At 70.5% G+C, this 20,095-nt stretch carries 19 protein-coding genes and 1 tRNA gene; 12 read left to right on the forward strand and 8 right to left on the reverse strand.

The features are described 5' to 3' along the window. The first annotated feature begins 196 nt into the window (after positions 1 to 196). Both ACFV9D_RS17840 and ACFV9D_RS17845 read left to right on the forward strand, forming a co-directional pair. Positions 197 to 394 carry a hypothetical protein gene (locus tag ACFV9D_RS17840; protein WP_385146744.1) on the forward strand — a complete coding sequence of 66 codons (198 nt, stop codon included), beginning with the start codon at positions 197 to 199 and terminating at the stop codon, positions 392 to 394. Positions 395 to 518: 124 nt separating this feature from the next. Beyond that, positions 519 to 2,597, forward strand: a complete 2,079-nt coding sequence (locus ACFV9D_RS17845) for an MDR family MFS transporter (protein ID WP_385146498.1) — start codon at positions 519 to 521, stop codon at positions 2,595 to 2,597. A gap of 49 nt (positions 2,598 to 2,646) precedes the next feature. Here ACFV9D_RS17845 and ACFV9D_RS17850 read toward each other — a convergent pair whose 3' ends face one another. Further along, on the reverse strand, positions 2,647 to 3,099 hold the full coding sequence (locus tag ACFV9D_RS17850) for a YchJ family protein (RefSeq protein ID WP_385146500.1): 453 nt from the start codon (positions 3,097 to 3,099) through the stop codon (positions 2,647 to 2,649). Between the two features lie 145 nt (positions 3,100 to 3,244). Between ACFV9D_RS17850 and ACFV9D_RS17855 the strand changes: the two genes are divergently transcribed. Continuing rightward, entirely contained in the window at positions 3,245 to 5,041 is a 1,797-nt protein-coding gene (locus ACFV9D_RS17855) for an FAD-dependent oxidoreductase (RefSeq protein WP_385146502.1), read from the forward strand. 15 nt (positions 5,042 to 5,056) lie between these two features. On the opposite strand, the gene ACFV9D_RS17860 is transcribed toward ACFV9D_RS17855, so the two are convergent. Then, a complete protein-coding gene (locus ACFV9D_RS17860; RefSeq protein ID WP_385146504.1) occupies positions 5,057 to 5,443 on the reverse strand; it encodes a VOC family protein in 387 nt (128 codons plus the stop codon). A 17-nt stretch (positions 5,444 to 5,460) separates the two neighbouring features. On the opposite strand from ACFV9D_RS17860, the gene ACFV9D_RS17865 reads away from it, so the two are divergent. Next, positions 5,461 to 6,804 carry a 6-phospho-beta-glucosidase gene (locus tag ACFV9D_RS17865; RefSeq protein ID WP_385146506.1) on the forward strand — a complete coding sequence of 448 codons (1,344 nt, stop codon included), beginning with the start codon at positions 5,461 to 5,463 and terminating at the stop codon, positions 6,802 to 6,804. A 77-nt stretch (positions 6,805 to 6,881) separates the two neighbouring features. Beyond that, positions 6,882 to 8,777 (forward strand): M64 family metallopeptidase, encoded by a 1,896-nt coding sequence (locus ACFV9D_RS17870; RefSeq protein WP_385146508.1) that lies wholly within the window; start codon positions 6,882 to 6,884, stop codon positions 8,775 to 8,777. Positions 8,778 to 8,850: 73 nt separating this feature from the next. Here the strand turns inward: ACFV9D_RS17870 and ACFV9D_RS17875 are convergent, their stop codons facing one another. The 3 genes from ACFV9D_RS17875 to ACFV9D_RS17885 form a co-directional block, all read right to left on the reverse strand. Beyond that, positions 8,851 to 9,657 carry an SAM-dependent methyltransferase gene (locus ACFV9D_RS17875; protein ID WP_385146510.1) on the reverse strand — a complete coding sequence of 269 codons (807 nt, stop codon included), beginning with the start codon at positions 9,655 to 9,657 and terminating at the stop codon, positions 8,851 to 8,853. A gap of 77 nt (positions 9,658 to 9,734) precedes the next feature. Further along, a complete protein-coding gene (locus ACFV9D_RS17880) occupies positions 9,735 to 9,971 on the reverse strand; it encodes a DUF397 domain-containing protein (RefSeq protein WP_137992288.1) in 237 nt (78 codons plus the stop codon). Then, on the reverse strand, positions 9,972 to 10,835 hold the full coding sequence (locus ACFV9D_RS17885; RefSeq protein WP_385146512.1) for a helix-turn-helix domain-containing protein: 864 nt from the start codon (positions 10,833 to 10,835) through the stop codon (positions 9,972 to 9,974). A 258-nt stretch (positions 10,836 to 11,093) separates the two neighbouring features. Here ACFV9D_RS17885 and ACFV9D_RS17890 point away from each other — a divergent pair, with 258 nt between their 5' ends. The 6 genes from ACFV9D_RS17890 to ACFV9D_RS17915 all read left to right on the forward strand — a co-directional run bounded on the left by ACFV9D_RS17890 (position 11,094) and on the right by ACFV9D_RS17915 (position 15,278). Then, on the forward strand, positions 11,094 to 11,555 hold the full coding sequence (locus ACFV9D_RS17890; RefSeq protein ID WP_385146514.1) for an ATP-binding protein: 462 nt from the start codon (positions 11,094 to 11,096) through the stop codon (positions 11,553 to 11,555). 5 nt (positions 11,556 to 11,560) lie between these two features. Then, positions 11,561 to 12,007, forward strand: a complete 447-nt coding sequence (locus ACFV9D_RS17895; RefSeq protein WP_385146516.1) for a hypothetical protein — start codon at positions 11,561 to 11,563, stop codon at positions 12,005 to 12,007. Continuing rightward, positions 11,976 to 12,692: a class I SAM-dependent methyltransferase gene (locus ACFV9D_RS17900; protein ID WP_385146518.1), complete on the forward strand. Its 717-nt coding sequence runs from the start codon at positions 11,976 to 11,978 to the stop codon at positions 12,690 to 12,692. The genes ACFV9D_RS17895 and ACFV9D_RS17900 overlap by 32 nt, the downstream gene beginning before the upstream one ends. A 137-nt stretch (positions 12,693 to 12,829) precedes the next feature. Beyond that, a complete protein-coding gene (locus tag ACFV9D_RS17905) occupies positions 12,830 to 13,546 on the forward strand; it encodes a TSUP family transporter (RefSeq protein WP_385146520.1) in 717 nt (238 codons plus the stop codon). Between the two features lie 208 nt (positions 13,547 to 13,754). Continuing rightward, on the forward strand, positions 13,755 to 13,997 hold the full coding sequence (locus ACFV9D_RS17910; RefSeq protein WP_385146522.1) for a hypothetical protein: 243 nt from the start codon (positions 13,755 to 13,757) through the stop codon (positions 13,995 to 13,997). 60 nt (positions 13,998 to 14,057) lie between these two features. Beyond that, entirely contained in the window at positions 14,058 to 15,278 is a 1,221-nt protein-coding gene (locus ACFV9D_RS17915) for a hypothetical protein (protein ID WP_385146524.1), read from the forward strand. A gap of 133 nt (positions 15,279 to 15,411) precedes the next feature. On the opposite strand, the gene ACFV9D_RS17920 is transcribed toward ACFV9D_RS17915, so the two are convergent. Both ACFV9D_RS17920 and ACFV9D_RS17925 read right to left on the reverse strand, forming a co-directional pair. After that, positions 15,412 to 16,644, reverse strand: coding sequence for an MFS transporter (locus ACFV9D_RS17920; protein ID WP_385146526.1), 1,233 nt, complete (start codon positions 16,642 to 16,644; stop codon positions 15,412 to 15,414). 115 nt (positions 16,645 to 16,759) lie between these two features. Further along, positions 16,760 to 16,844, reverse strand: a tRNA-Leu gene (locus ACFV9D_RS17925). A 255-nt stretch (positions 16,845 to 17,099) separates the two neighbouring features. On the opposite strand from ACFV9D_RS17925, the gene ACFV9D_RS17930 reads away from it, so the two are divergent. Continuing rightward, positions 17,100 to 18,368 carry a DUF2254 domain-containing protein gene (locus tag ACFV9D_RS17930; protein ID WP_385146746.1) on the forward strand — a complete coding sequence of 423 codons (1,269 nt, stop codon included), beginning with the start codon at positions 17,100 to 17,102 and terminating at the stop codon, positions 18,366 to 18,368. A gap of 10 nt (positions 18,369 to 18,378) precedes the next feature. Here ACFV9D_RS17930 and ACFV9D_RS17935 read toward each other — a convergent pair whose 3' ends face one another. Continuing rightward, positions 18,379 to 19,980 (reverse strand): aldehyde dehydrogenase family protein, encoded by a 1,602-nt coding sequence (locus ACFV9D_RS17935; RefSeq protein WP_385146528.1) that lies wholly within the window; start codon positions 19,978 to 19,980, stop codon positions 18,379 to 18,381. Positions 19,981 to 20,095: the final 115 nt, after the last annotated feature.

Here is a 20,095-nt window from a genome sequence, read left to right on the forward strand (position 1 = left end):
CGAGCCGGTCCGCACACCCCGCCGAACGATCTTCCGGCCGTTGCGCCACGGAGACATCCCCGTCGACGAACCCGGAACCCCATCCTGTACGTATGGAGAGGAGACCCCACCTCGCCACCGGACCCACAAGGACTGACCCGTGATCACCTCGCCCTCGCCCCTCGTCCCCGTCCCGATCCCCGACCGTGTGGCCGCGATGATCGGTTCCTGTCTGCCGCTGCACGTCCTGCAGGCGGAGGTCGACGCCGACTGCGCGGCGCGCGAGGTGCTCCGGTTCCGCGGGCCGCTGTGCGCGGAGGACCGCGCGGACCGCGAGCACGCCCTGGCCGCGCTCGCCCGCGCCAACAAGGTGCTGGCGAAGCACCACCCGTTGCTGCCGGTGGGCCCGCAGTAGCACCGCCGGGCCCGCGACAGCACCGCCCGGGCCTCCGTACTCCGTTCGGGGTGCCGCCCCGCCACCGCACCGGTTCGGCCGTCCCCCACATGCGGGCGGCGCCGCCCGGTGTGAGGCTGCGAGGGTGACCACCACCAGCGAAGCCGCGCCCGCGCCCCCGGCCGCCGAGCCCCCCGTGCTCGACAGCCGCCGCCGCAACATCGTCTTCGGCACGATCATGCTCGGCGTGCTCCTCGCGGCGCTGGACCAGACGATCGTCGGGACCGCCCTGCCGACCATCGTCTCGGACCTCGGCGGCGCCGCCCACATGTCCTGGGTGGTCACTTCCTATCTGCTCGCCGAGACGGTCGCCACCGTCCTGGTCGGCAAGTTCGGTGACCTCTTCGGGCGCAAGGTGATCTTCCAGATCTCCGCGATCGTCTTCATCACCGGCTCGTTCCTCTGCGGCCTCGCCACGAACATGACGCTGCTGATCGTCTGGCGCGGACTGCAGGGCATCGGCGCCGGCGGCCTCATGGTCACCTCGATGGCACTGATCGCCGATGTGATCCCGCTGCGCGACCGCGGCAAGTACCAGGGCGCGATCGGCGCCGTCTTCGGCGTCTCCACGGTCATCGGGCCACTGCTCGGCGGGCTGTTCACCGACCATCTGAGCTGGCGCTGGGCGTTCTACGTCAACGTCCCGATCGCGATCCTGGTCGTGATCGCCGCCGCCCGCACGATCCCCTCCGTACGCTCCGCGAGCAAGCCGATCATCGACTACGCGGGCATCGCGCTGGTCGCGGCCGGTTCCAGCGCCCTGATCCTGGCGACCAGTTGGGGCGGGAACGAGTACGCCTGGGGGTCCGGCGTCATCATCGGTCTCTTCGCCGGCGGCCTGATCGCGCTCGCGCTGTTCTGCTGGGTGGAGACCCGGGCCGCCGAACCGATGCTGCCCATGCGGCTGTTCGCCAATCCGGTGTTCACCGTCTGCTCCGTGCTGAGCTTCGTCGTCGGCTTCGCGATGCTCGGCTCGATGACCTTCCTGCCGTCCTACCTCCAGTACGTCGACGGGGACTCGGCCACCGTCTCCGGCATCCGGACGCTGCCGATGGTCGTCGGCCTGCTGATCGCCTCGATCTACAGCGGCAACGTGGTCAGCAAGACCGGCACCTACCGGATCTTCCCCATCGTGGGCTGTCTGGTGATGGGGATCGGTCTCTTCCTCCTGTCACTCATGGACACGGGCACCAGTGCCTGGCTGGAGTCGCTGTACATGTTCGTGCTCGGCGCCGGCATCGGCCTGTGCATGCAGGTGCTCACCATCGCCGTGCAGAACACCGTGGACTACGCCGATCTCGGCACCGCCACCTCGGGCGTCACCTTCTTCCGCACCCTGGGCAGCTCCTTCGGCACCGCCGTCTTCGGCACGATCTACGCCAACTCCCTGAAGCCCAACCTGGCCGAGGGGGTCGCCGAGGCCGCGATCGTCGCCGGAACCCAGGATTCGACGATCGCCCAGGCCGCGACGAGCCCTTCCGGCGTCCACGGGCTACCGGACGACGTGGCGGCGCCGATCGTCCAGGCGTACGCGGACACCCTGCACACGGTCTTCCTCTGGACGGTGCCGGTCGCCGCGATCGGCTTCGTCGTGGCGCTGTTCCTGAAAGAGGTGCCGCTGCGGGACACGGCCCGGGCCTCGGCACCGGACATGGGCGAGGGCTTCGGCTCCCCCACCATGTCCGGCGACTCGGCCAAGCTGCTCGAGCTCTCCGTCGGAAGGATCCTGCGGAGGATGGACCTCGACACCGCGCGCCGGATCGTCGCCGACTCCGACACCCGGCTCGACACGGCGGGCGCGTGGGCGGTGATGCAGGTGGAACTCTTCACCCGGCTCGTCGGGCACGCCAGCCTCGGGCTCATCTCGGCCGGTCGGCGCGTGCCTCCGGAGGTCCTGCTCCCGGTCTTCGAGCGCATGGTCGACGAGGGCTTCCTCACCCGGGACGGCAATCTGCTCTCGCACACCGCGGCGGGGAAGCGCGAGGCCGAGGTCATCACGCACGCCTGGGGGGACTGGCTCAGGGACCGGATCGAGCGGGAGACCGGCCGGCCGAGCGGGCCGGAGCTCCGGGCGGCGACGGACGCGATCACGAAGAAGCTGATCGCGGAGGACCTGGCGCAGGGCATGCCACGCAGCCGCGAGCCGGTCGGTGTCTCGTCCTGATCAGCCCTCGTCCTGATCAGGCCTCATGTCCGATCAGGCCTCGACCTGATCATGCCTCGTCGATGAAGTCGCCGTCCACGTACACCCAGGCGCCGTCGTGGCGCCGGAAGCGGCTGCGCTCGTGGAGCGAACCCTTCTCGCCCGCCTGGGTGTAGCGGGCGACGAAGGTGACCGTCCCGGCCTGGTGGAAGGCGGTCCCGTCGGTGGTGTCCCGGATCTCCAGGCCCGCCCAGCGCAGTGACGGGTCGAAGTCGACCTCGCCGGGGCGGGTCTCCGGCGCCCACGTACGCAGCAGATACGCCGCGTCGCGTACGACGAAGGCGCTGTAGCGGGAGCGCATGAGGAGTTCGGCGGTGGGGGCGGTCGCCGGCCCGGAGTGGAAGCGTCCGCAGCACTCGCCGTAGGGAGCGGTCAGGCCGCAGGGGCACGGCGAGCTCGCGGTCACGGCGGGCGCGGTGGGCGTGGCGGGGCGCCGCTTGGGGCGGGTGGTGCGTCGGGACATGACGTCATTGTCCCTTGTACGGGAGGGGCGGGATCGCGCCATGTGTACGGCGTGACCCGCAGAACGCTTCCGGGACCCGATGGACGCCCCTATGCTCCTGCGCCGAACGTGACCGTTACCGCCGGTAAGGCAAAGGGGCTGGGGCATGAACCGTACGGGCACCTCGCGACGCACCTTCGTGACCACGGCCGCCGCGGCCGCGGCGGTCACCGCCACGGCCGCCGTGGGAGCCGTACCGGCCGAGGCGGCAGGCGCCGCAGAGGCCGAAGCCACGGCCGCGCCCCTCTCCGTCGCCGTCCTCGGCGGCGGAGTCGCCGGTCTGACCGCCGCCCACGAGCTCGCCGAACGCGGCTACCGCGTCACGGTCTACGAACGCCGGGCGCTCGGCGGAAAAGCACGCTCGATGGACGTGCCGGAGAGCGCGCGCGGCGGCCGACGGCCGCTCCCCGCCGAACACGGCTTCCGCTTCATCCCCGGGATCTACCACAACCTCCCCGACACGATGCGGCGCATCCCCTTCCCCGGCAACGCCAACGGCGTCTGGGACAACCTCGTCGCCCCGGCCGAGATGTCCTTCGCCCGCACCGGCCGCGAAGACCTGCGCATCCCGCTCCCCTGGCCCGGCCACCGGCCCGCCGAGCTCACCCTCGACGAGATCCGCCGCGCCCTGACCGCACTCCTGGAGACCGCCCGCTCGATCCCGCTCCACGAGGCCGCCTACTTCGTCAACCGCTTCCTGGTCTTCCTCACCAGCTGCGACGAGCGGCGCGACGAGACCTGGGAGGCCACGCCCTGGTGGGAGTTCCTGCGGGCCGAGCGGATGAGCTACGACTACCAGCGCATCCTCGCCGTCGGACTCACCCGCAACATCGTGGCCACCAAGGCCGAGGAGGCCAGCACCCGTACGGTCGCCACGCTCCTTGAGGCCTTCGCCTTCAACGCGCTCGGACGCGGCGCGGACGGGCCCCTCGACCGGATCCTCGACCTGCCCACCAACGAGGCCTGGATCGATCCCTGGGTCACCCATCTGACCGGCCTCGGCGTGGAGTTCCGGGTCGGCTGGACCGTACGGGAGATGGCGTACGACTCCGCCGCCGGGCGGATCTCCGCGGCCCTGATCGAGGACCCGCAGGGGGTGCGCCGCTCGGTGACCGCCGACCATTACGTCTCCGCCATGCCGGTGGAGCACGCACGGCGCACCTGGGGCGCCGCGCTGCGGGCGGCGGATCCCCAACTGGCGTGCTGCGACAAGCTGGAGACGGACTGGATGACGGGCATTCAGTTCTATCTGACCGAGCGGGCCCCGCTCCTCGCCGGGCACGCCAACCTGATCGACTCCCCCTGGTCCCTGACGTGCATCCAGCAGGCCCACCACTGGCCGACCCGCGACTTCCCCGCCGACTACGGCGACGGGACGGCCGTCGACTGCCTCTCGGTGGACATCTCGGAGTGGGACCGCCCCGGCATCCTCTACGGCAAGACGGCCAAGCAGTGCACCCGTACGGAAGTCGCGCGCGAGGTGTGGGCGCAACTGAAGGCCGGGTTCAACGACACCGGGCGGACGGTGCTGAAGGACGGCGCGCTGCACTCCTGGTTCCTGGACCCGGGCGTGGACGGCCTCGGCACCCCGAACCCGACCAACGACGACCAGCTCCTCATCCACCCGGTCGGCACCTTCCACAACCGCCCCCAGGCCGCCACGAAGGTCCCGAACTTCTATCTCGCCGGCGACTACGTGGCCGTCGACATCGACCTGGCCACCATGGAGGGCGCCAACGCCTCCGCCCGGCAGGCCGTCAACGCGCTCCTCGACCGTACGGGTTCGACGGCAGCGCGCTGCACGGTCCAGCCGCTGTTCCGCGCACCCGAGCTGGAGTCCCTCAAGCGCCACGACCGGCTGCGCCACCGGCTCGGTCTGCGCAACGCGCTCGACGTGGGGTGACCCGTACGCCGTACCTCAGGGGCGGTAGCGCAGCGGATGGTCCTCGGGGACCTCGACGACGACGATCTCGACGCCGTCGGGGTCCGCGATCCACATCTCGACCAGTCCCCACGGCTCGGTCACCGGCTCCCGCAGGATTTCGACGGCCCTGTCGAGGAGCTCCCGGTGCACGGCCCGCACATCCGCCACCTGGAGCCAGAGCCGCAGCCGTGACGGGGTCTCGGTCGGAGCGGCGCGCCCGGAGATCTCCAGGAAGCCGCCCCCCAGGAAGTAGACGGTGCCCCGATCGGGCCCGGTGCCGAACTCGCGGTACACCGTCAGCCCGAGCATCTCGCCGTAGAAGCGCCGGGAAAGCTCGGGATCGGCCGGCCGGAGCAGAATCCGGCTGCTCAATACGTGCATCCCAGTAGCGTACGACCATGAAACTGACGATTCTCGGAGGCGGCGGATTCCGGGTCCCGCTCGTGTACGGTGCCCTGCTCGGCGACCACGCCGAGGGGCGGGTCACCCAGGTGACGCTGCACGACCTCGACGGTGCGCGACTCTCGGCGATCGCCCGGGTCCTCGCCGAGCAGGGCGCGGACGTGCCGGACGCCCCGTCGGTGACGGCGACGACGGATCTGGACGAGGCGCTGCGCGGAGCGGACTTCGTCTTCTCGGCGATCCGGGTCGGCGGTCTGGAAGGCCGGGCGGCGGACGAGCGGATCGCGCTCGCCGAAGGGGTCCTGGGCCAGGAGACGGTCGGGGCGGGCGGGATCGCGTACGGGCTGCGGACGGTGCCGGTCGCCGTGCACATCGCGCGGCGGATCGCCGAACTCGCCCCGGACGCCTGGGTCATCAACTTCACCAATCCGGCCGGTCTGGTGACCGAGGCCATGTCCCGGGTGCTCGGCGACCGGGTCGTCGGCATCTGCGACTCCCCCGTCGGACTGGGCCGCCGGGTCGCCCGGGTCCTCGGCGCGCACCCGGACGAGGCGTGGATCGACTACGTCGGTCTCAACCACCTCGGCTGGCTGCGCGGTCTGCGCGTCGGCGGCCGCGACGAGCTCCCCCGGCTGCTGGCGGACGAGCAGGCGCTCGGTTCCTTCGAGGAGGGCCGGCTCTTCGGCCCCGAGTGGCTGCGCGCGCTCGGGGCGATCCCCAACGAGTATCTGCACTACTACTACTTCAACCGCGAGGCCGTCCGCGCCTACCAGCAGGCCGAGCGGACCCGCGGGGCCTATCTGCGTGACCAACAGGCCGGTTTCTACGAGGAGATGGGTAAGCCGGACACCCCTCCGCTGGCCGCCTGGCACCGTACGCTCGCCGACCGGGAGGCGACCTACATGGCCGCCAACCGGGAGGCGGCGGGGATCGGCGAGCGCGACGAGGAGGACCTGGAGTCGGGTGGGTACGAGAAGGTGGCGCTGGCGCTGATGCGGGCGATCGCACGCAACGAGCGGGCCACCCTGATCCTCAACGTCCGCAACGGCAGCACTCTTTCGGTGCTCGACGCAAACGCGGTGATCGAGGTGCCCTGCTTCGTGGACGCGGCCGGCGCCCATCCGGTGTCCGTGGCGCCGCTTCCGTACCACGCGGTGGGACTGGTGACGGCGGTCAAGGCGGTCGAGCGCGAGGTGCTCGCGGCGGCGGAGAGCGGATCGCGGGCGACGGCGGTGAAGGCGTTCGCGCTGCATCCGCTGGTCGACTCGGTGTCCGTGGCACGCCGGCTGGTCGACGGCTACACGGCCGAGCACGCGGGTCTCGCCTATCTGCGCAGCTGATCGTCCGGCCGAGGACGGCCGAGGACGGCCGACGGACATCTTTACGCCCCATGGGGCGCGGCATACGCTCGCGCCCCATGACCTCACATGGCATACGTTTTCGAAGGACGGTTGCCCGACTGGCGGTGGGCTGTCTGCTGACCGCCGGTCTGCTGGGAGCCGGACCGGCGGTCGCGGAGACGGCGGATCCCGTCACCGAGACCGCCTCCGTCGTTCCCGTCCAGACCACCGGGCCGGCGGACAAGCGCTTCAACCTGGTCCTGATGGGCGACGGCTACACCGCCGAGCAGCTGCCCGCGTTCCGGGCCGACATCGAGAAGCACCTGAACGTGCTGTGGAGCATCGAGCCGTTCGCCTCGTACCGCTCCTACATCAACGTCTGGGCGGTGGAGGTCCCTTCACCGGAGTCGGGGGTCGACTGCGACCCCGGCCTCGACGCGCCCCGGCGTGACACCCCGCTGAACATGGGCTTCTGGGGCGGCTGCAACCCGGACAGCGTGCAGCGGCTGCTGACGGTCGACAGCGCGAAGGCGGCCGCCCTGGCCGATCTCGTCCCGGGCACGAGCGCCGCCAACCGGCAGATCGTGGCCCTGGCCCACAGTGACACCTACGGTGGAGCGGGCGGCAGCTACGCCACCGCGTCCGGCGGCAACGCGCTCTCCTCGCTGATCACCCCGCACGAGATAGGGCACTCGCTGGGCAAGCTCCAGGACGAGTACGACTACTACGCGCGTGGGGTCGCCGGCGGCACCTACGCCGGTCCCGAGCCGTCCTCGGTGCACCACACCCTGCTGACCGAAGAACAGATGCGCGAGCAGCGCGCCAAGTGGTGGCGCTGGCTGGGCGATCGGAGCGAGGCGGGCGGTGTCATCGGGCGCTTCGAGGGCGGGCTGTACAGCACCAAGGGCGTCTGGCGGCCGAGCAAGCACTCGATCATGAAGACACTCGGTTACGCCTTCGACCAGGTCGAACGCGAGGTGATGGTCCAGGCGATCTCGGCGAAGGTGAACCTCGTACAGGCGCACACGCCCAACACGGCGCCGATCGGGGCCGATCGGGCGGTGTGGGTGGACACCCTGCACCCGCTGGGCGGTGAACTCGACGTGGTGTGGCGGCTGGACGGCCGGCGGATCGAGACCGGCACCGCTCGGACGATCGACCTGCGGCCCCTGTCCCTCTCCCCCGGGAACCACACCCTGACGGCGACGGTGAGCGACCCGACCCCGTTCGTCCGCGATCCCGCGGTCCGTGGCTCGGCGGCCCTGACCCGTACGGTGAGCTGGACGGTGAACCGCGCGCTGACCACACCCGAGGACGGTGTCGAGGCGGCCTTCACCGGCCACACCCCGACGACATCGCCCGTCGGCGCCCGCTCGGTGGTCCACGCCGACACCACCCACCCGACGCGCGGCACGCTCGCCGTCCGGTGGCGGCTGGACGGCCGGACGGTCGACAACCCGGGCAACGACCGTGATCTGGATCTGCGTTCGCTGCGTCTCACCCCCGGCACGCATACGCTGACGGCTCGGATCCCGGGTTCGGACGCCGAGTTGAGGTGGACCGTGGACGCCCGCCCGGCGACGGGATCGTACGAGCTGTCGGAGCCGCTGCGTACGGTGAGCCGGCCCGGCCTCCCCGTCGAGTACGTCTACGACGGGGAGTTCACGATGAGGCTGACCGCGCGCGACGATCAGCCGGGCTCCGTCGTCAGCCAGTTCCGGGTGGACGGCGACGGCTGGTACACGTACTACGGCTGGCCGACCGACGCCGACGCGCCGTTCCGCTTCTCGCCGGGCGGCACGGTCATCGACGACCTCGTGTACGGAAAGCTGGGCAAGAGCCGGGCGGTCCCGTGGGACGACGCGACACCGGACTACGGCACGCACACGGTCGAGTACCGATCGATCGACTCGGCCGGGAATGTGAGCGCGCCGAAGTCGTTCCTGGTGACGCTGGTGGAGCCGCGCAGCTGACGTGGCGCCGACGTAGGGAGGCCCGCAGCCCCTCGGCTGCGGGCCTCCCTCGTACCAGGATCAGTCAGCACCGTCAGGGCTTGCGGGCGACGCCGGCCCAGCCCGGGATGGGGTCGTCGCCCTGGACCGGGACGACCTCGCCCAGCTCCGGGTGCCACTCGGCGGTGAGCGAGACGCCGGGCTCGACGAACTCGAGACCGTCGAAGAACGCGGCCAGCTCGTCGCGCGAGCGCGGCCGCAGCGTCAGCCCGCGGGCCTTGTACATGCCCACGGCCTTGGCCGCGCCCTCCGGGTCGAAGTCGCCCGTGACGTGCGAGAGGACGAGGTAGCTGCCCGGCGCGAGCTTGTCGACGAGCTTGGCGACCAGGTCGTAGGCCCCGTCCTCGTCCCCGACGAAGTGCAGCAGGGCGAGCATCGACAGGGCGATGGGCTGGCCGAAATCAAGTACCTTCCCTGCTCTTTCGAGGATGATCTCGGGGTCGCGGGCGTCCGCCTGGATGTACTCGGTGGCCCCTTCGGGCGTCGAGCGCAGCAGCGCGGCCGCGTGCGCGAGCACGATCGGGTCGTTGTCGCAGTAGACGATCCGGGAGTCGGGCGCGGCCTGCTGGGCGATCTGGTGCAGGTTGGGCTCGGTGGGGATGCCGGTACCGATGTCCAGGTACTGACGCACGCCGTTGGCGCTGAGCCAGCGGATGGCACGGTGCATGAACGCCCGGTTGACCCGGGCCATGTCCCGGCCGCGGGCGTCGACGGTGAGGAGCTGCTTGGCCATCTCCTCGTCGACCGGGTAGTTGTCCTTGCCGCCCAGGAACCAGTCGTACATCCGCGCGGGGTGCGGCTTGCTGGTGTCGATCCGTACGGCTGCGGGGTCCTGGGTCATCGGGGCTCCTGGTCCGGGAGTGGAACTACTGGCACTGCAGCAAGAGTTACGCGATGGTAGGGGTGTGACGGAAGGGGTCAGGTGAGCAGAAAGTCGGCCTGACCGGATTTCGCTCCCTGGATGAACGCGGCGATCTCCCCGTGGGTGTAGATGAGCGCGGGTCCTTCAGGGTCTGCGGACTGTCGCACGGCGACTCTGCCGTCGGCCAGCTTCATGGCCTCCACGCAGTTGCCCCCGTTCCCGCCGCTCCACGGCTTGTGCCATCCCTCGGCACCGAGGTCCGCGGCGGGCATGCCGTTGTATATGCGATCCATTCACAGCTCCTTGCGGAGATCCCGGAGGATCTCCTTCGTGCGTTGTGCAGTCGCGGCCTGGGCCGCCATGCGGTCCATGACCTCGAGATGGGAGGCCACCTCGGGGCGCGCGTCGAGATAGACGGCGCCGGTCAGGTACTCGCTGTAGACCATGTCCGGGAGTTCGGGCACGGCGAAGCGGAAGAGGACGAACGGTCCGTAGGTGCCGGGGTGGTGGCCGGACGCGAACTCCGCGATCTGCAGGGTGACGTTCGGCAGCTCGGACGCTTCGAGCAGCCGGTCGAGCTGGTCGCGCATCACTTCGGGCCCGTCGCCGACCGGTCGGCGGAGGACCGTCTCGTCCATGATCACCCAGAACTTCGGGGCGTTGTCCCTGGTCAGCAGGGACTGCCGCTCCATCCGCAGGGCTACATGACGTTCGATGTCCTCGGCACTGCTCCCACCGACGGCCCCGCTGCGCAGGATGGCGCGGGCGTATCCCTCGGTCTGCAGCAGACCGGGGACGAACTGCGGTTCGTAGGCCCGGATGAGGCCGGCCGCCCCCTCCAGGCTGACGTACATGGAGAACCAGCCGGGCAGCACGTCATGGAACCGCTGCCACCAGCCGGGGAGGTTGGCCTCCTCGGCGAGGGCGATGAACCCCTCCGCCTCGGAGTCGGTGATGCCGTACGCCTTCAGCAGGAGCTGGACGTACGGGATCTTCAGCGCGACTTCCGCCGTCTCCATGCGCCGGATGGTGGCCGGAGCGACCCGGAGGACCTTGGCGGCCTCCTCCCGCTTCAGACCGGCCCGCTCCCGCAGATCCTGCAGGCGCTTGCCGAGGACGACCTGTCCCACCGTGGGGGCGGACCGCGGCTCGCTCACTCTCAGACCCCTCCCCGACGCGCTGTTTCGGTTGAGTGTGCCATGAAGAGGGCCAGAGAGAACACAGCACTCTGCAATTTTCAGAGTGCCACTTGCCAAGTGTCCGCGTCGGGAGCAAAGTATTCCGGTGAACCAGTACGCGCTGCTGCCGCGCGCCGCCACGGGGGGCGACGTACGGCACTGCTTACCCACTGTTGTGAGGAACCGGTCGTGGCTTCTGGTAACGCGCTCCCCTCAGGTCTTATGGGCCCCCGCGTCATGACCCAGCGCCCACGCACCGACGTTCCCCGCCCGGGTGTCTCCCACCCAGCCCACCCCGAAGTGCGCCGTTTCGCCTTCGAGCTCCCGGCCCGCACCTCTTCCGTGTCGCGCGCCCGCAGACTGGCGGAGGAGCGACTCATCCTCTGGGGCTGCGACCCGGAGATCCGCGACACGGTCACACTGATCGTCTCCGAGCTGGTCACCAACGCGATAGTGCACACCGCGAGCGGCCATGTCGTCTGCGAACTGCGCGAAGGGGAAGAGCAGTTGCGGATAGCGGTACGGGACGAGGGCGGCGCGGGCGACCCCCGGATCCGCGACTGCGGCGAGGAGGAGCGAGGCCGCGGACTGATGCTCGTGGACGGACTGTGCAGCGCGTGGGGAGCGGACCGTACGGGTCACGGAACGGCCCGGGTCGTCTGGGCGGAACTCGCCCACGGCATGGGGCACACGTGCTGAGGTCGATGGCGACCCTCCTGTCGCCGAGGTCGCGCAGGGCCACGGAGACCGGTTCGACCCGCCTGGTCGTCCCGCCGGGCTTCCGCACCACCCTGGGCTGCGACGCGGTCGGCGTCCCGGCGCGCTACGGCTTCCGGATCCTCTCCCGGCTCCCCGCCAAGGGCTGCGTCTACGCGGACACGGACTGGTGGTGGTGGCTGGTCCCGACCGGCTCCGACCTGGAACTGACCTGGCCGCTGCCGGCCTGCTACGCCCCCGGCGCGGAGATCCCGGACCGCCGCCCCCGCCTGATCCACCGCCCCGACGGCACGTCGCCGTACACTCCGCCGATCCCCCTGTACCTGCTGAGCTGCCAGCTGACGGGCACCGCTCCGTCCTGGACCCTCTTCCCCACGCAGAGTGACGGCGTAATGTCGGAGCATGTTCACCCCTCAGGGCCCGACCGTCCGTGAGCTGGCCGTCCAGGCCCTCTCCTCGGTGGAGCACGGCTACGACCTGCTGGCGAAGAAGTTCGACGAGACCCCCTTCCGCACCCCGGACACGATCCTGGCCGCGGTGACGGACACCCTGCGCCCCCTGGGTCCCTTCGACACGGGCCTCGACGTCTGCTGCGGCACCGGCGCGGGTCTCTCCGTCCTGGGCTCGCTGTGCACGGGCCGGGTCACGGGCGTCGACTTCAGCACGGGCATGCTGGCCGAGGCCCGCCGCGCCCACCCCACGGCCACCCTGATCCGCGCGGACGCCCTGGCCCTCCCCTTCGCCCCCTCCTTCGACCTGGCGGTCAGCTTCGGCGCCTTCGGCCACTTCCTCCCGGCGGAGCAGTCCCGCCTCTTCCACCAGCTCCATGCATCCCTCCGCCCGGGCGGCCACCTCGCCTTCCCCCTCCCGGCCCCGCCGCGGGTCGGCTCGCTGCCGTACTGGACCCTGCTGGGCTTCGACGGGGCGATGCGCGTGCGGAACGCGGTGTGGCGACCGCGCTTCGTCATGTACTACCGCACCTTCGGGCTGGCGGACGTACGAGAACGGCTGACGGGGGCGGGCTTCGAGGTCTCGACCCTGCCGATCGAAGCGCTCGGACGACGGAAGGACGGGAGCCCGCGGTGCAGGCTGGTGGTGGCGCGCAAGCGGTTCGTGTGACCGTTCCGCCCCGAACCGCCGACGAGAACGGATCGAACGACCTGCGGAGCCGGCTGGCGGATCCCGGTGCGGCGCTTCATGGTGGAAGAGGCGGTCATCGCTGCTGACTTCGCGGTTCAACCGACCGAGGAGCACTGATGGAGCCGTATCTGCTTCCAGTCCTGTTCTTGGCCGTGGCTGCCGCATTCACACTCTCCGCCTCTGCGGGGTTCGGCGGCAGCCTGATTCTCGTTCCCACGCTGGCTCTTGTGCTCGGCACCAAGTCCGGGGTGGCGCTGGCGGCGCTCCTTCTCGCCGCCAACAACCTGGTCAAGGTCTTCGCCTACCGAAAAACGCTCCCCTACCGGAAGGCCGCCGTCGTCATCGTCCTGGTCGCCGCGGGAGCGTTCCTGGGGGCCAAGCTGCTCGTCTCCGCGCCCGAACGGGCCGTGACCATCGCGGTCATCGTCAGCTTCGCCGCCGCGTTTCTGATCGAATCGCTCGATCTCACCCGCTGGCGGCGGGCGAGTTCGCCGGTGTTGGCGTTCTGCGCGGGAGCGACGTCCGGATTCAGCGGCACGTCCGGCCCCCTCAAGGGTCTTGCGGTCCGCGGACTCGCCCTGGACCGCCTCCACCTCGTCGGCGCGCTCTCTCTTGCCTCACTCGTCGGGGATGCCACGAAAACCGCTGTCTGGACGGATGCCGCGCTGCTGGCAGGAAATGACTATCTCGTCGCCCTGGCATGTCTGCCGCTGATGTTCTTCGCTACGTTTCTGGGCAGGCGTTTCAACAACAGAATCGGCGAGCGCGGATACACCGGCCTTTTCTGGACCGTGATGCTGGGGTACACCGGGCGTCTGCTGACCGGACTTTGAGGTCGAGCCGGTACCGAGTCGACCGGACCTTCAATTGCTCGGCCGGCAATTGAATGAGGAATATATGAAGCAGGAATGAGTTCCATGTCCTGCATGATTCCGCGCATTTGACAGACCGCACCACCGGACGCCTAATGAATATGACAGTTGGCCGGGGGAGCAGTCTGCCGGAATTCCAGTGGTGAGCCCGAGATTGAAGGGACGACACATGTCGAACGAGACCCGCGGCAACCGCCCGGAGTACACGGCGGAGGACGCCGCCCTGGCCGATGCCGGAGCGGCACAGTCGCTCCCCGGCCCGGGAGAACCGAGGCCGTTGGAGGAGTCGGCGGACAAGAAGCCGACGGACAAGCAGCTCGACGCACGCGAGAAGAAGTTCACCGGCCGCCCTCGCAAGCCGATGGGCCCCACTCCGGACAACGTGCCCGAAACCGTCCCCGACGAGCCGTGACCGAGGCCCCCGCGTGAGCGCGGGGCGCACCACCGCAACTCGCCAAGGAGCGCATCAGTCATGGCGAATGTCAGTCTCATCCACAACATCGGCCTCGACGACACGGCTACCGGGACCCGGACCAGCACGATCAACGAGACCACCGCCGCGACGTCCAACAGCAATATCTTCGTCACCGGCAACTGGTTCGCCGCCAGTAGCGTCAACAACGGCAAGAGCTGGACCGAGGTCGATCCGTTCACGGCGCTGCCGCCGGCCGCCAACGGTTTCTGCTGCGACCAGATCGTCGTCTACGAGCCCAGCCGGGACATCTGGATCTGGATCCTCCAGTACGACGCGCTCCCGGGCGGCAACAACGTCTTCAGAATCGCCGTCGCTCCCGGAGCGAACCCGAGCGCGTGGCACTGGTGGGACATCAGCCCCGTGGACCTCAACATCTCTTGGACGGACGTGTGGTTCGACTATCCCGACGCGGCGGTCAGCACGAACCACCTGTACCTCACGTTCAACGTGTTCAACGCGGCCGACTTCTGGCAGCGCGCGGTCGCCTTCAAGCTGCCTCTCGACACGCTGAGCGCGGGAGCCGGCCTGACCTACCAGTGGTGGGACACGACCAGGAACGGTTCCTTGCGGCTCACCCAAGGGGCTACGGACAGCATGTTCTTCGCCAGCCACAACGCGGGGACCACCCTACGGATCCACGGCTGGCCGGACGGCTCCAACACGGTGGGCTCGTTCGACGTCCAGGTGAGCCCGTGGAGTCCGGGGCCGTACAGCGCCCCGGGGCCCGACGGGGAGGAGTGGCTCGGCCGGCTCGACTCGCGGATCACGGGCAGTTGGGTGAGCGGTACCCGTGCGGGGTTCCTGTGGACCGCGGCGCCCAGGTCCGGCCGACCGATGCCCTACGTCAAGGGCGCGGTCGTCGATGTCACCACCCAGACGCTGGTGGAGCAGCCCGACATCTGGAACGCGGACTCTGCCTTCGCCTATCCGGCGGCCTGCCCGAACGCCGCAGGGGTGGTCGGCGTGTCACTGTTCATCGGTGGCGGGCCGAGAAATCCCTCGCACGTGGTCGGCTTCCGCGACGGCGGTGACTGGCGGCTGACCATCACTCGTGCCGGCACCAACGGACCGGCGGAGGCCGATGCGTGGGGCGACTATCTCACCTGCCATCGGCACAACCCGAATTCCGCGGAATGGGTGGCCTCGGGCTACACCCTGCAGAACGGCACCGGCCGAAAGAACGTGGAGCCGCAGTACGTGCACTTCGGCATCGGCTGACCGAAGCCTCCCGCCCGGCCCCCGACCCCCGACCCCCGACCCCCGTCCCTCGCGACGCGATTCCGCCGAGACCCCCGGACCGACCGTCTGGGGGTCCCTGCCGTCGTACAGCGGTCGACTCTTCGTACAGCGCTCAGCTCCGCAGTGCGCGGGCGGCCGCGCCGAACCCGGCCAGCGCGAGGAGCATCCAGGCGGTCAGATAGGCGAAGGCGGCGGCAGCCGAGAACGCGGTCCACAGCACGCCGGCGAGGGTGGAGGCGGCGAGATTGCCGAACGACTGGACGGTGGCGAGGACGCCGAAGGCAGAGCCGCGCAGGTTCTCGGGGGCGAGCGCCGCGACCGCGGAGTGCTGGGCGGTCTCGACCGCGCCGATCCCCAACCCGGCCAGCACGAAGGGGACCGCCAGGAACGCGACGGCGGAGGTGTCGACGGTGAACAGACCATAGGAAAGGGCGAAGCCCGTGACCCCGCCGGCGAGGACGACGACCGGGCCGCGGCGGCCGAGTCGGTCGGAGAGCCGGCCGGCGGGGACGGCGGCGAGCGCGGCGGCGATGTTGTACGCGGTGTAGAGGCCGAGTGCGATCGTGGTCGCGGTATTCGTGTCGTGCTCCGGTTCGAGCAGGTCGGACACGCGCAGGATCAGCAGCGTCGCGGCGACGTTGCCGACCTCGAAGGCCGCCACCGCGGCCATCAGCCTGCCCAGGTCGCCCTGGAGGACGGGCTTGATCCTGATCTTGAGGGGCACCTTGACCCGGCTGGTGGGACGGGGGGTCCGGCGGATCGCGTAGACGATCGCGGCCGCCGCCAGCAGGCCGGGGACGACGGACAGGCCGATGGCCCAGGTGACTCCGAGCCAGGCGACCAGGCCGAGTGCCAGGAGGGGGCCGAAGATCGCCCCCAGATTGTCCATCATCCGCTCGAAGCCGTAGGCGCGTCCGTACGCCCCGGCGGGGACGATGTCGGCGAGGAGGGCATTGCGGGAGGGGACGCGCAGGCCCCGGGCGGTCCAGGCCGCGGCCCGCAGGAGGCCGACCTGCCAGACCGCGGTCGCCCCGGCGGTCGCGGCCCCGAGAACCGCGGTGGCCGTGTAGCCGCCGACCGCGACCTTGCGACGCCGCGACGGATCGTCCGCCAGGACGCCGCCGGCGAACCTGGCCGCACCGCCCAGCGCGTCGGAGACCCCTTCGATCGCGCCCAGGGCAGCCGCCGGCGCGCCGAGGGAGGTCAGCAGGGACGGCAGCAGGGCGGTGGGGATCTCGTGGCCGACATCGGCGAAGAAGCTGGCGGAGCCGATCCCTCTGACGCCAGGGGTGAGCCATCGATCCCCGTCGGGGGCGCCGCCGCCGGGCGGCAGGATCTCGTTCATGCCCGGCAGTCTGCCGGTCCCGCCGGTGGGACACGCAGGAACGCCCGGCCCATCACGCACGAACGAGGACCGCGACCTTGAGTCGCAGCCCTCGCTGTCATGCATCTCTATGAAGTGTCCGAGGGGGGACTTGAACCCCCACGCCCGATAAAGGGCACTAGCACCTCAAGCTAGCGCGTCTGCCATTCCGCCACCCGGACAAGGTGTCTGCCGCTTCGGGGTGTTCCCCGCGGCGACATGGATAACTCTACCAGGGGTTCGAGGTGCCTTTCACCCACGTTTCCCGTGGTCAGTGGGGTGCGGTGGCCTGGATGTCCTTGATCCAGTCCCTGCCGGCCGGCAGGGCGTACAGAGTGTCGTCGGGTGGATACGGGGAGTGGAGACCGTCGCCGCCTAGCCTGCGCTGGGTGAGCTCTCTCTCCGAGTACCGCAGGTCGACGTACCGCAGGCCCCGGATGCTGTCTCCGCTGCGGGAGCATCTGCGGGACACCTTCTGGTTCGCTCCGGTCGTGTCGATGGTGGCCGTGTTCGCGCTGTGGAGCGGTGCCACGACGCTGGACGAGGCGATCGTGGGATGGCTCCAGGACGAGGGTGCGTACGAGGAGATCTCCGACCTGATCGGGATCTCCGACGACGCCAAGACGATCGTGACCACGATCTCCTCCGCGATGATGACCTTCATCGGTGTCGTGTTCTCCATCTCGCTGGTCGCGGTGCAGATGGCGAGCGGGCAGTTCAGTCCGCGGGTGGTGCGGATCTTCATCAGGAGCCGGATCACCAAGGCGACCTTCTCCGTCTTCCTGTCGACCTTCCTGCTGTCGCTGCTCGTGCTGACCTCGTACGAGAGCGAGACCGATCCCCGGTTCGTGACGAACGTGCCGCTGGTGCAGTCGTTGCTGACGCTGCTCATGGTGGGGTTGAGCCTGCTGCTCTTCGTGGCGTACGTGAACACGACGCTGCGGCTGATGCGCGTGGGGCATGTGGTGGAGCGGATCACGACCGAGTCGTTGTCCGTGCTGGCGAGGCTGCCGCAGTACGGGGACGAGGTCGGCGAGCTCGGGGAGCCCACGGCGTTCCTGGTGCACCGGGGGCGCGCGGGGGTGCTGCGGGACGTGAACGTGGCCTGGCTGGTGCGGGTCGCGCAACGGCACGGGGTGGTGCTGCGGCTGCTGCCCCGCATCGGGGACTTCGTGGTGCCGGGAACCCGCACCCTCGCCGTACACGGTGGGCAGGTGCCGCGCCGGATGGCCTCGGCGGTCTCCGTCGGCGTCGAACGGACCTTCCACCAGGATCTCGCCTTCGGGCTCCGGCAGCTCTCCGACATCGCTCTGCGGGCCCTCTCCCCCGCCGTCAACGATCCGACGACGGCCGTTCAGTCCCTGGACCGGATCGTCCAGATCCTGGCGGTGCTCGCGCAGCGGCCGCTGGGGTCCGTCCACCATCGGGACCGCACGGGTGCGGTCCGGCTGGTGCAGGACGGGCCCGGGTGGACCGATCTGGTGGATCTGGGGTTCACCGAGGTCCGGGGCTGCGCGGCGGACAGTCCGCAGGTGTCCCGGCGGATGCTTGCGGGGCTGGACGACCTGCTCTCGCTGGCCCCGGAGGAACGCAGGGAACCGCTCCTCAGGCACCGCGCGCTGCTGATGCAACGGGTGGAGCGCGCGGTGCCGGAAGCGGCCGACCGGGCCTTCGCCCTGGAGCCGGACCGTCAGGGGATCGGGTGAGCGGCCGCTGTCAGGGCATCAGGTGGTAGTCGGGGAAGTTGCCGGGGAGCCGCTCCGCCTCGGGACCCTCGGTGACGGCCTTGACCAGCAGGTCTCCGCCGACGAAGGCTCCGCGCCAGGAGGCGCCGAAGCCGCCGAAGAGCTCTTCGCGGTCGCCTCGGGAGCGGGGCTTTCCGTGGCCGGTCTTGAAGGCGCGGATCTGCGGGGCGAGTCGGTCGTACGTCTCCGGGTCGTCGGTGGAGAGCGTGGCGACGAGCGCTCCGTTGGAGGCGTTCATCGCGGCGAGGAGTTCCGCTTCGGTGTCGACCAGGACGATCGTGTCGACCGGGCCGAAGGGTTCGGCGTGGTGGAGGGGTGAGGACGGGGGCGGGTTCAGGAGCGTGACCGGCGGGAGGTACGCGGAGGTGTCCTGACCCGGCAGGAAGCGGCCGTCCTCGAGGGAGCCCTGGTGGAGCGGGATCGCGCCGCGGTCGACGGCCTCGGCGACCTGGTCGCCGAGCTCCTTGGCCTTGGCGGCGTTGATGAGCGGGCCGAAGTCGAGGTCGGGGAGATCGTCCTCCGGGTGCTCGACGGCGAGCGGGTGGCCGAAGCGGATGCCGCGGACGGGTGGCAGGTAGGCCGCGAGGAAGTCGGCGAACAGGGTGCGCTGGACGACGAAGCGGGGGTAGGCGGTGCAGCGCTGCTTTCCGTGGTCGAAGAGTTTGGGGATGACGGAGGTGAGGGCGGGCCAGTCGGAGTGGTTCCAGATGCCCCAGGTGTTGAGGCCCTCCTGCTCCAGGATGTGGCGCTTCCCCAGGTCGGCGACCGCGGTGGCGATCCGGGCGCCGGTGTCGCGGCCGCCGACGAAGGAGACGCAACCGATCTCGGGGGCGCGCACGAGGGCCTCGGAGAGTTCGCCCCCGCTGCCGCTGACGAGGGTGATCGGGATGCCCTCGCGGGCGGCGAGCGCGGAGGCGAGGGTGAGGCAGGCGAGGCCTCCGTCGGTCGGGGTCTTGGCGATGACGGCGTTGCCGGCCAGCGCCTGGACGAGCATGGCGTGGACGAGGACGGACATCGGGTAGTTCCAGCTGGCGATGTTGGAGACGGGGCCGGGCAGCGGGGAGCGGCCGGCCAGCATGGGGTCGATGCCGTCGACGTACCAGCGCACCCCGTCGATCGCGCGGTCGACGTCGGCCTGGGCGAGCCGCCACGGCTTGCCGATCTCCCAGACGAGGAGGAGGGCGAGCAGCTCGCGGTGTGCGGTGAGCGCGTCGAGGGTGGCGGCGACGCGGGCCCTGCGCTCGGGCAGCGGGATGTGCCGCCAGGCGCGGTGCTGGTCGAGCGAGGCGCGTACGGCCTGATGGGCGATGGTGGCGTCGAGGCGCGGCGGGCCGGCGATGGGGCTGCCGTCCACGGGGCTGATGGCGGGGAGCGGGCGGCCGTCCGCCTGCCAGGTGCCGGCCCAGAGGTTGCGGACGCTGTCGTCGCGGAACGCCTCGGGGGCGGTGGTCAGACAGCGCTGCCAGGCGTCGGACCAGGCGGTGCCGGGCTTGAGGGTGAGGGTGGGGGGTGTCGTGGGATCCGGGGTGGAGGGTGTTGTGGAGTCCGGGGTGGGCGCTGGCGTGGGTGCCATGAAGGGTTCTCCGCTCTCGGTGCACAGTCGGGGCGGGAGGGCGATGGCTGGGGGCGCGGGGGGTGGGCGGTGCGATAGCTGGGGGGCGTGATGGCGGGCGGTGCGCGGGGGCCGC

The sequence above is a fragment of the Streptomyces sp. NPDC059875 genome, assembly GCF_042731085.1.
GTDB lineage: Bacteria > Actinomycetota > Actinomycetes > Streptomycetales > Streptomycetaceae > Streptomyces.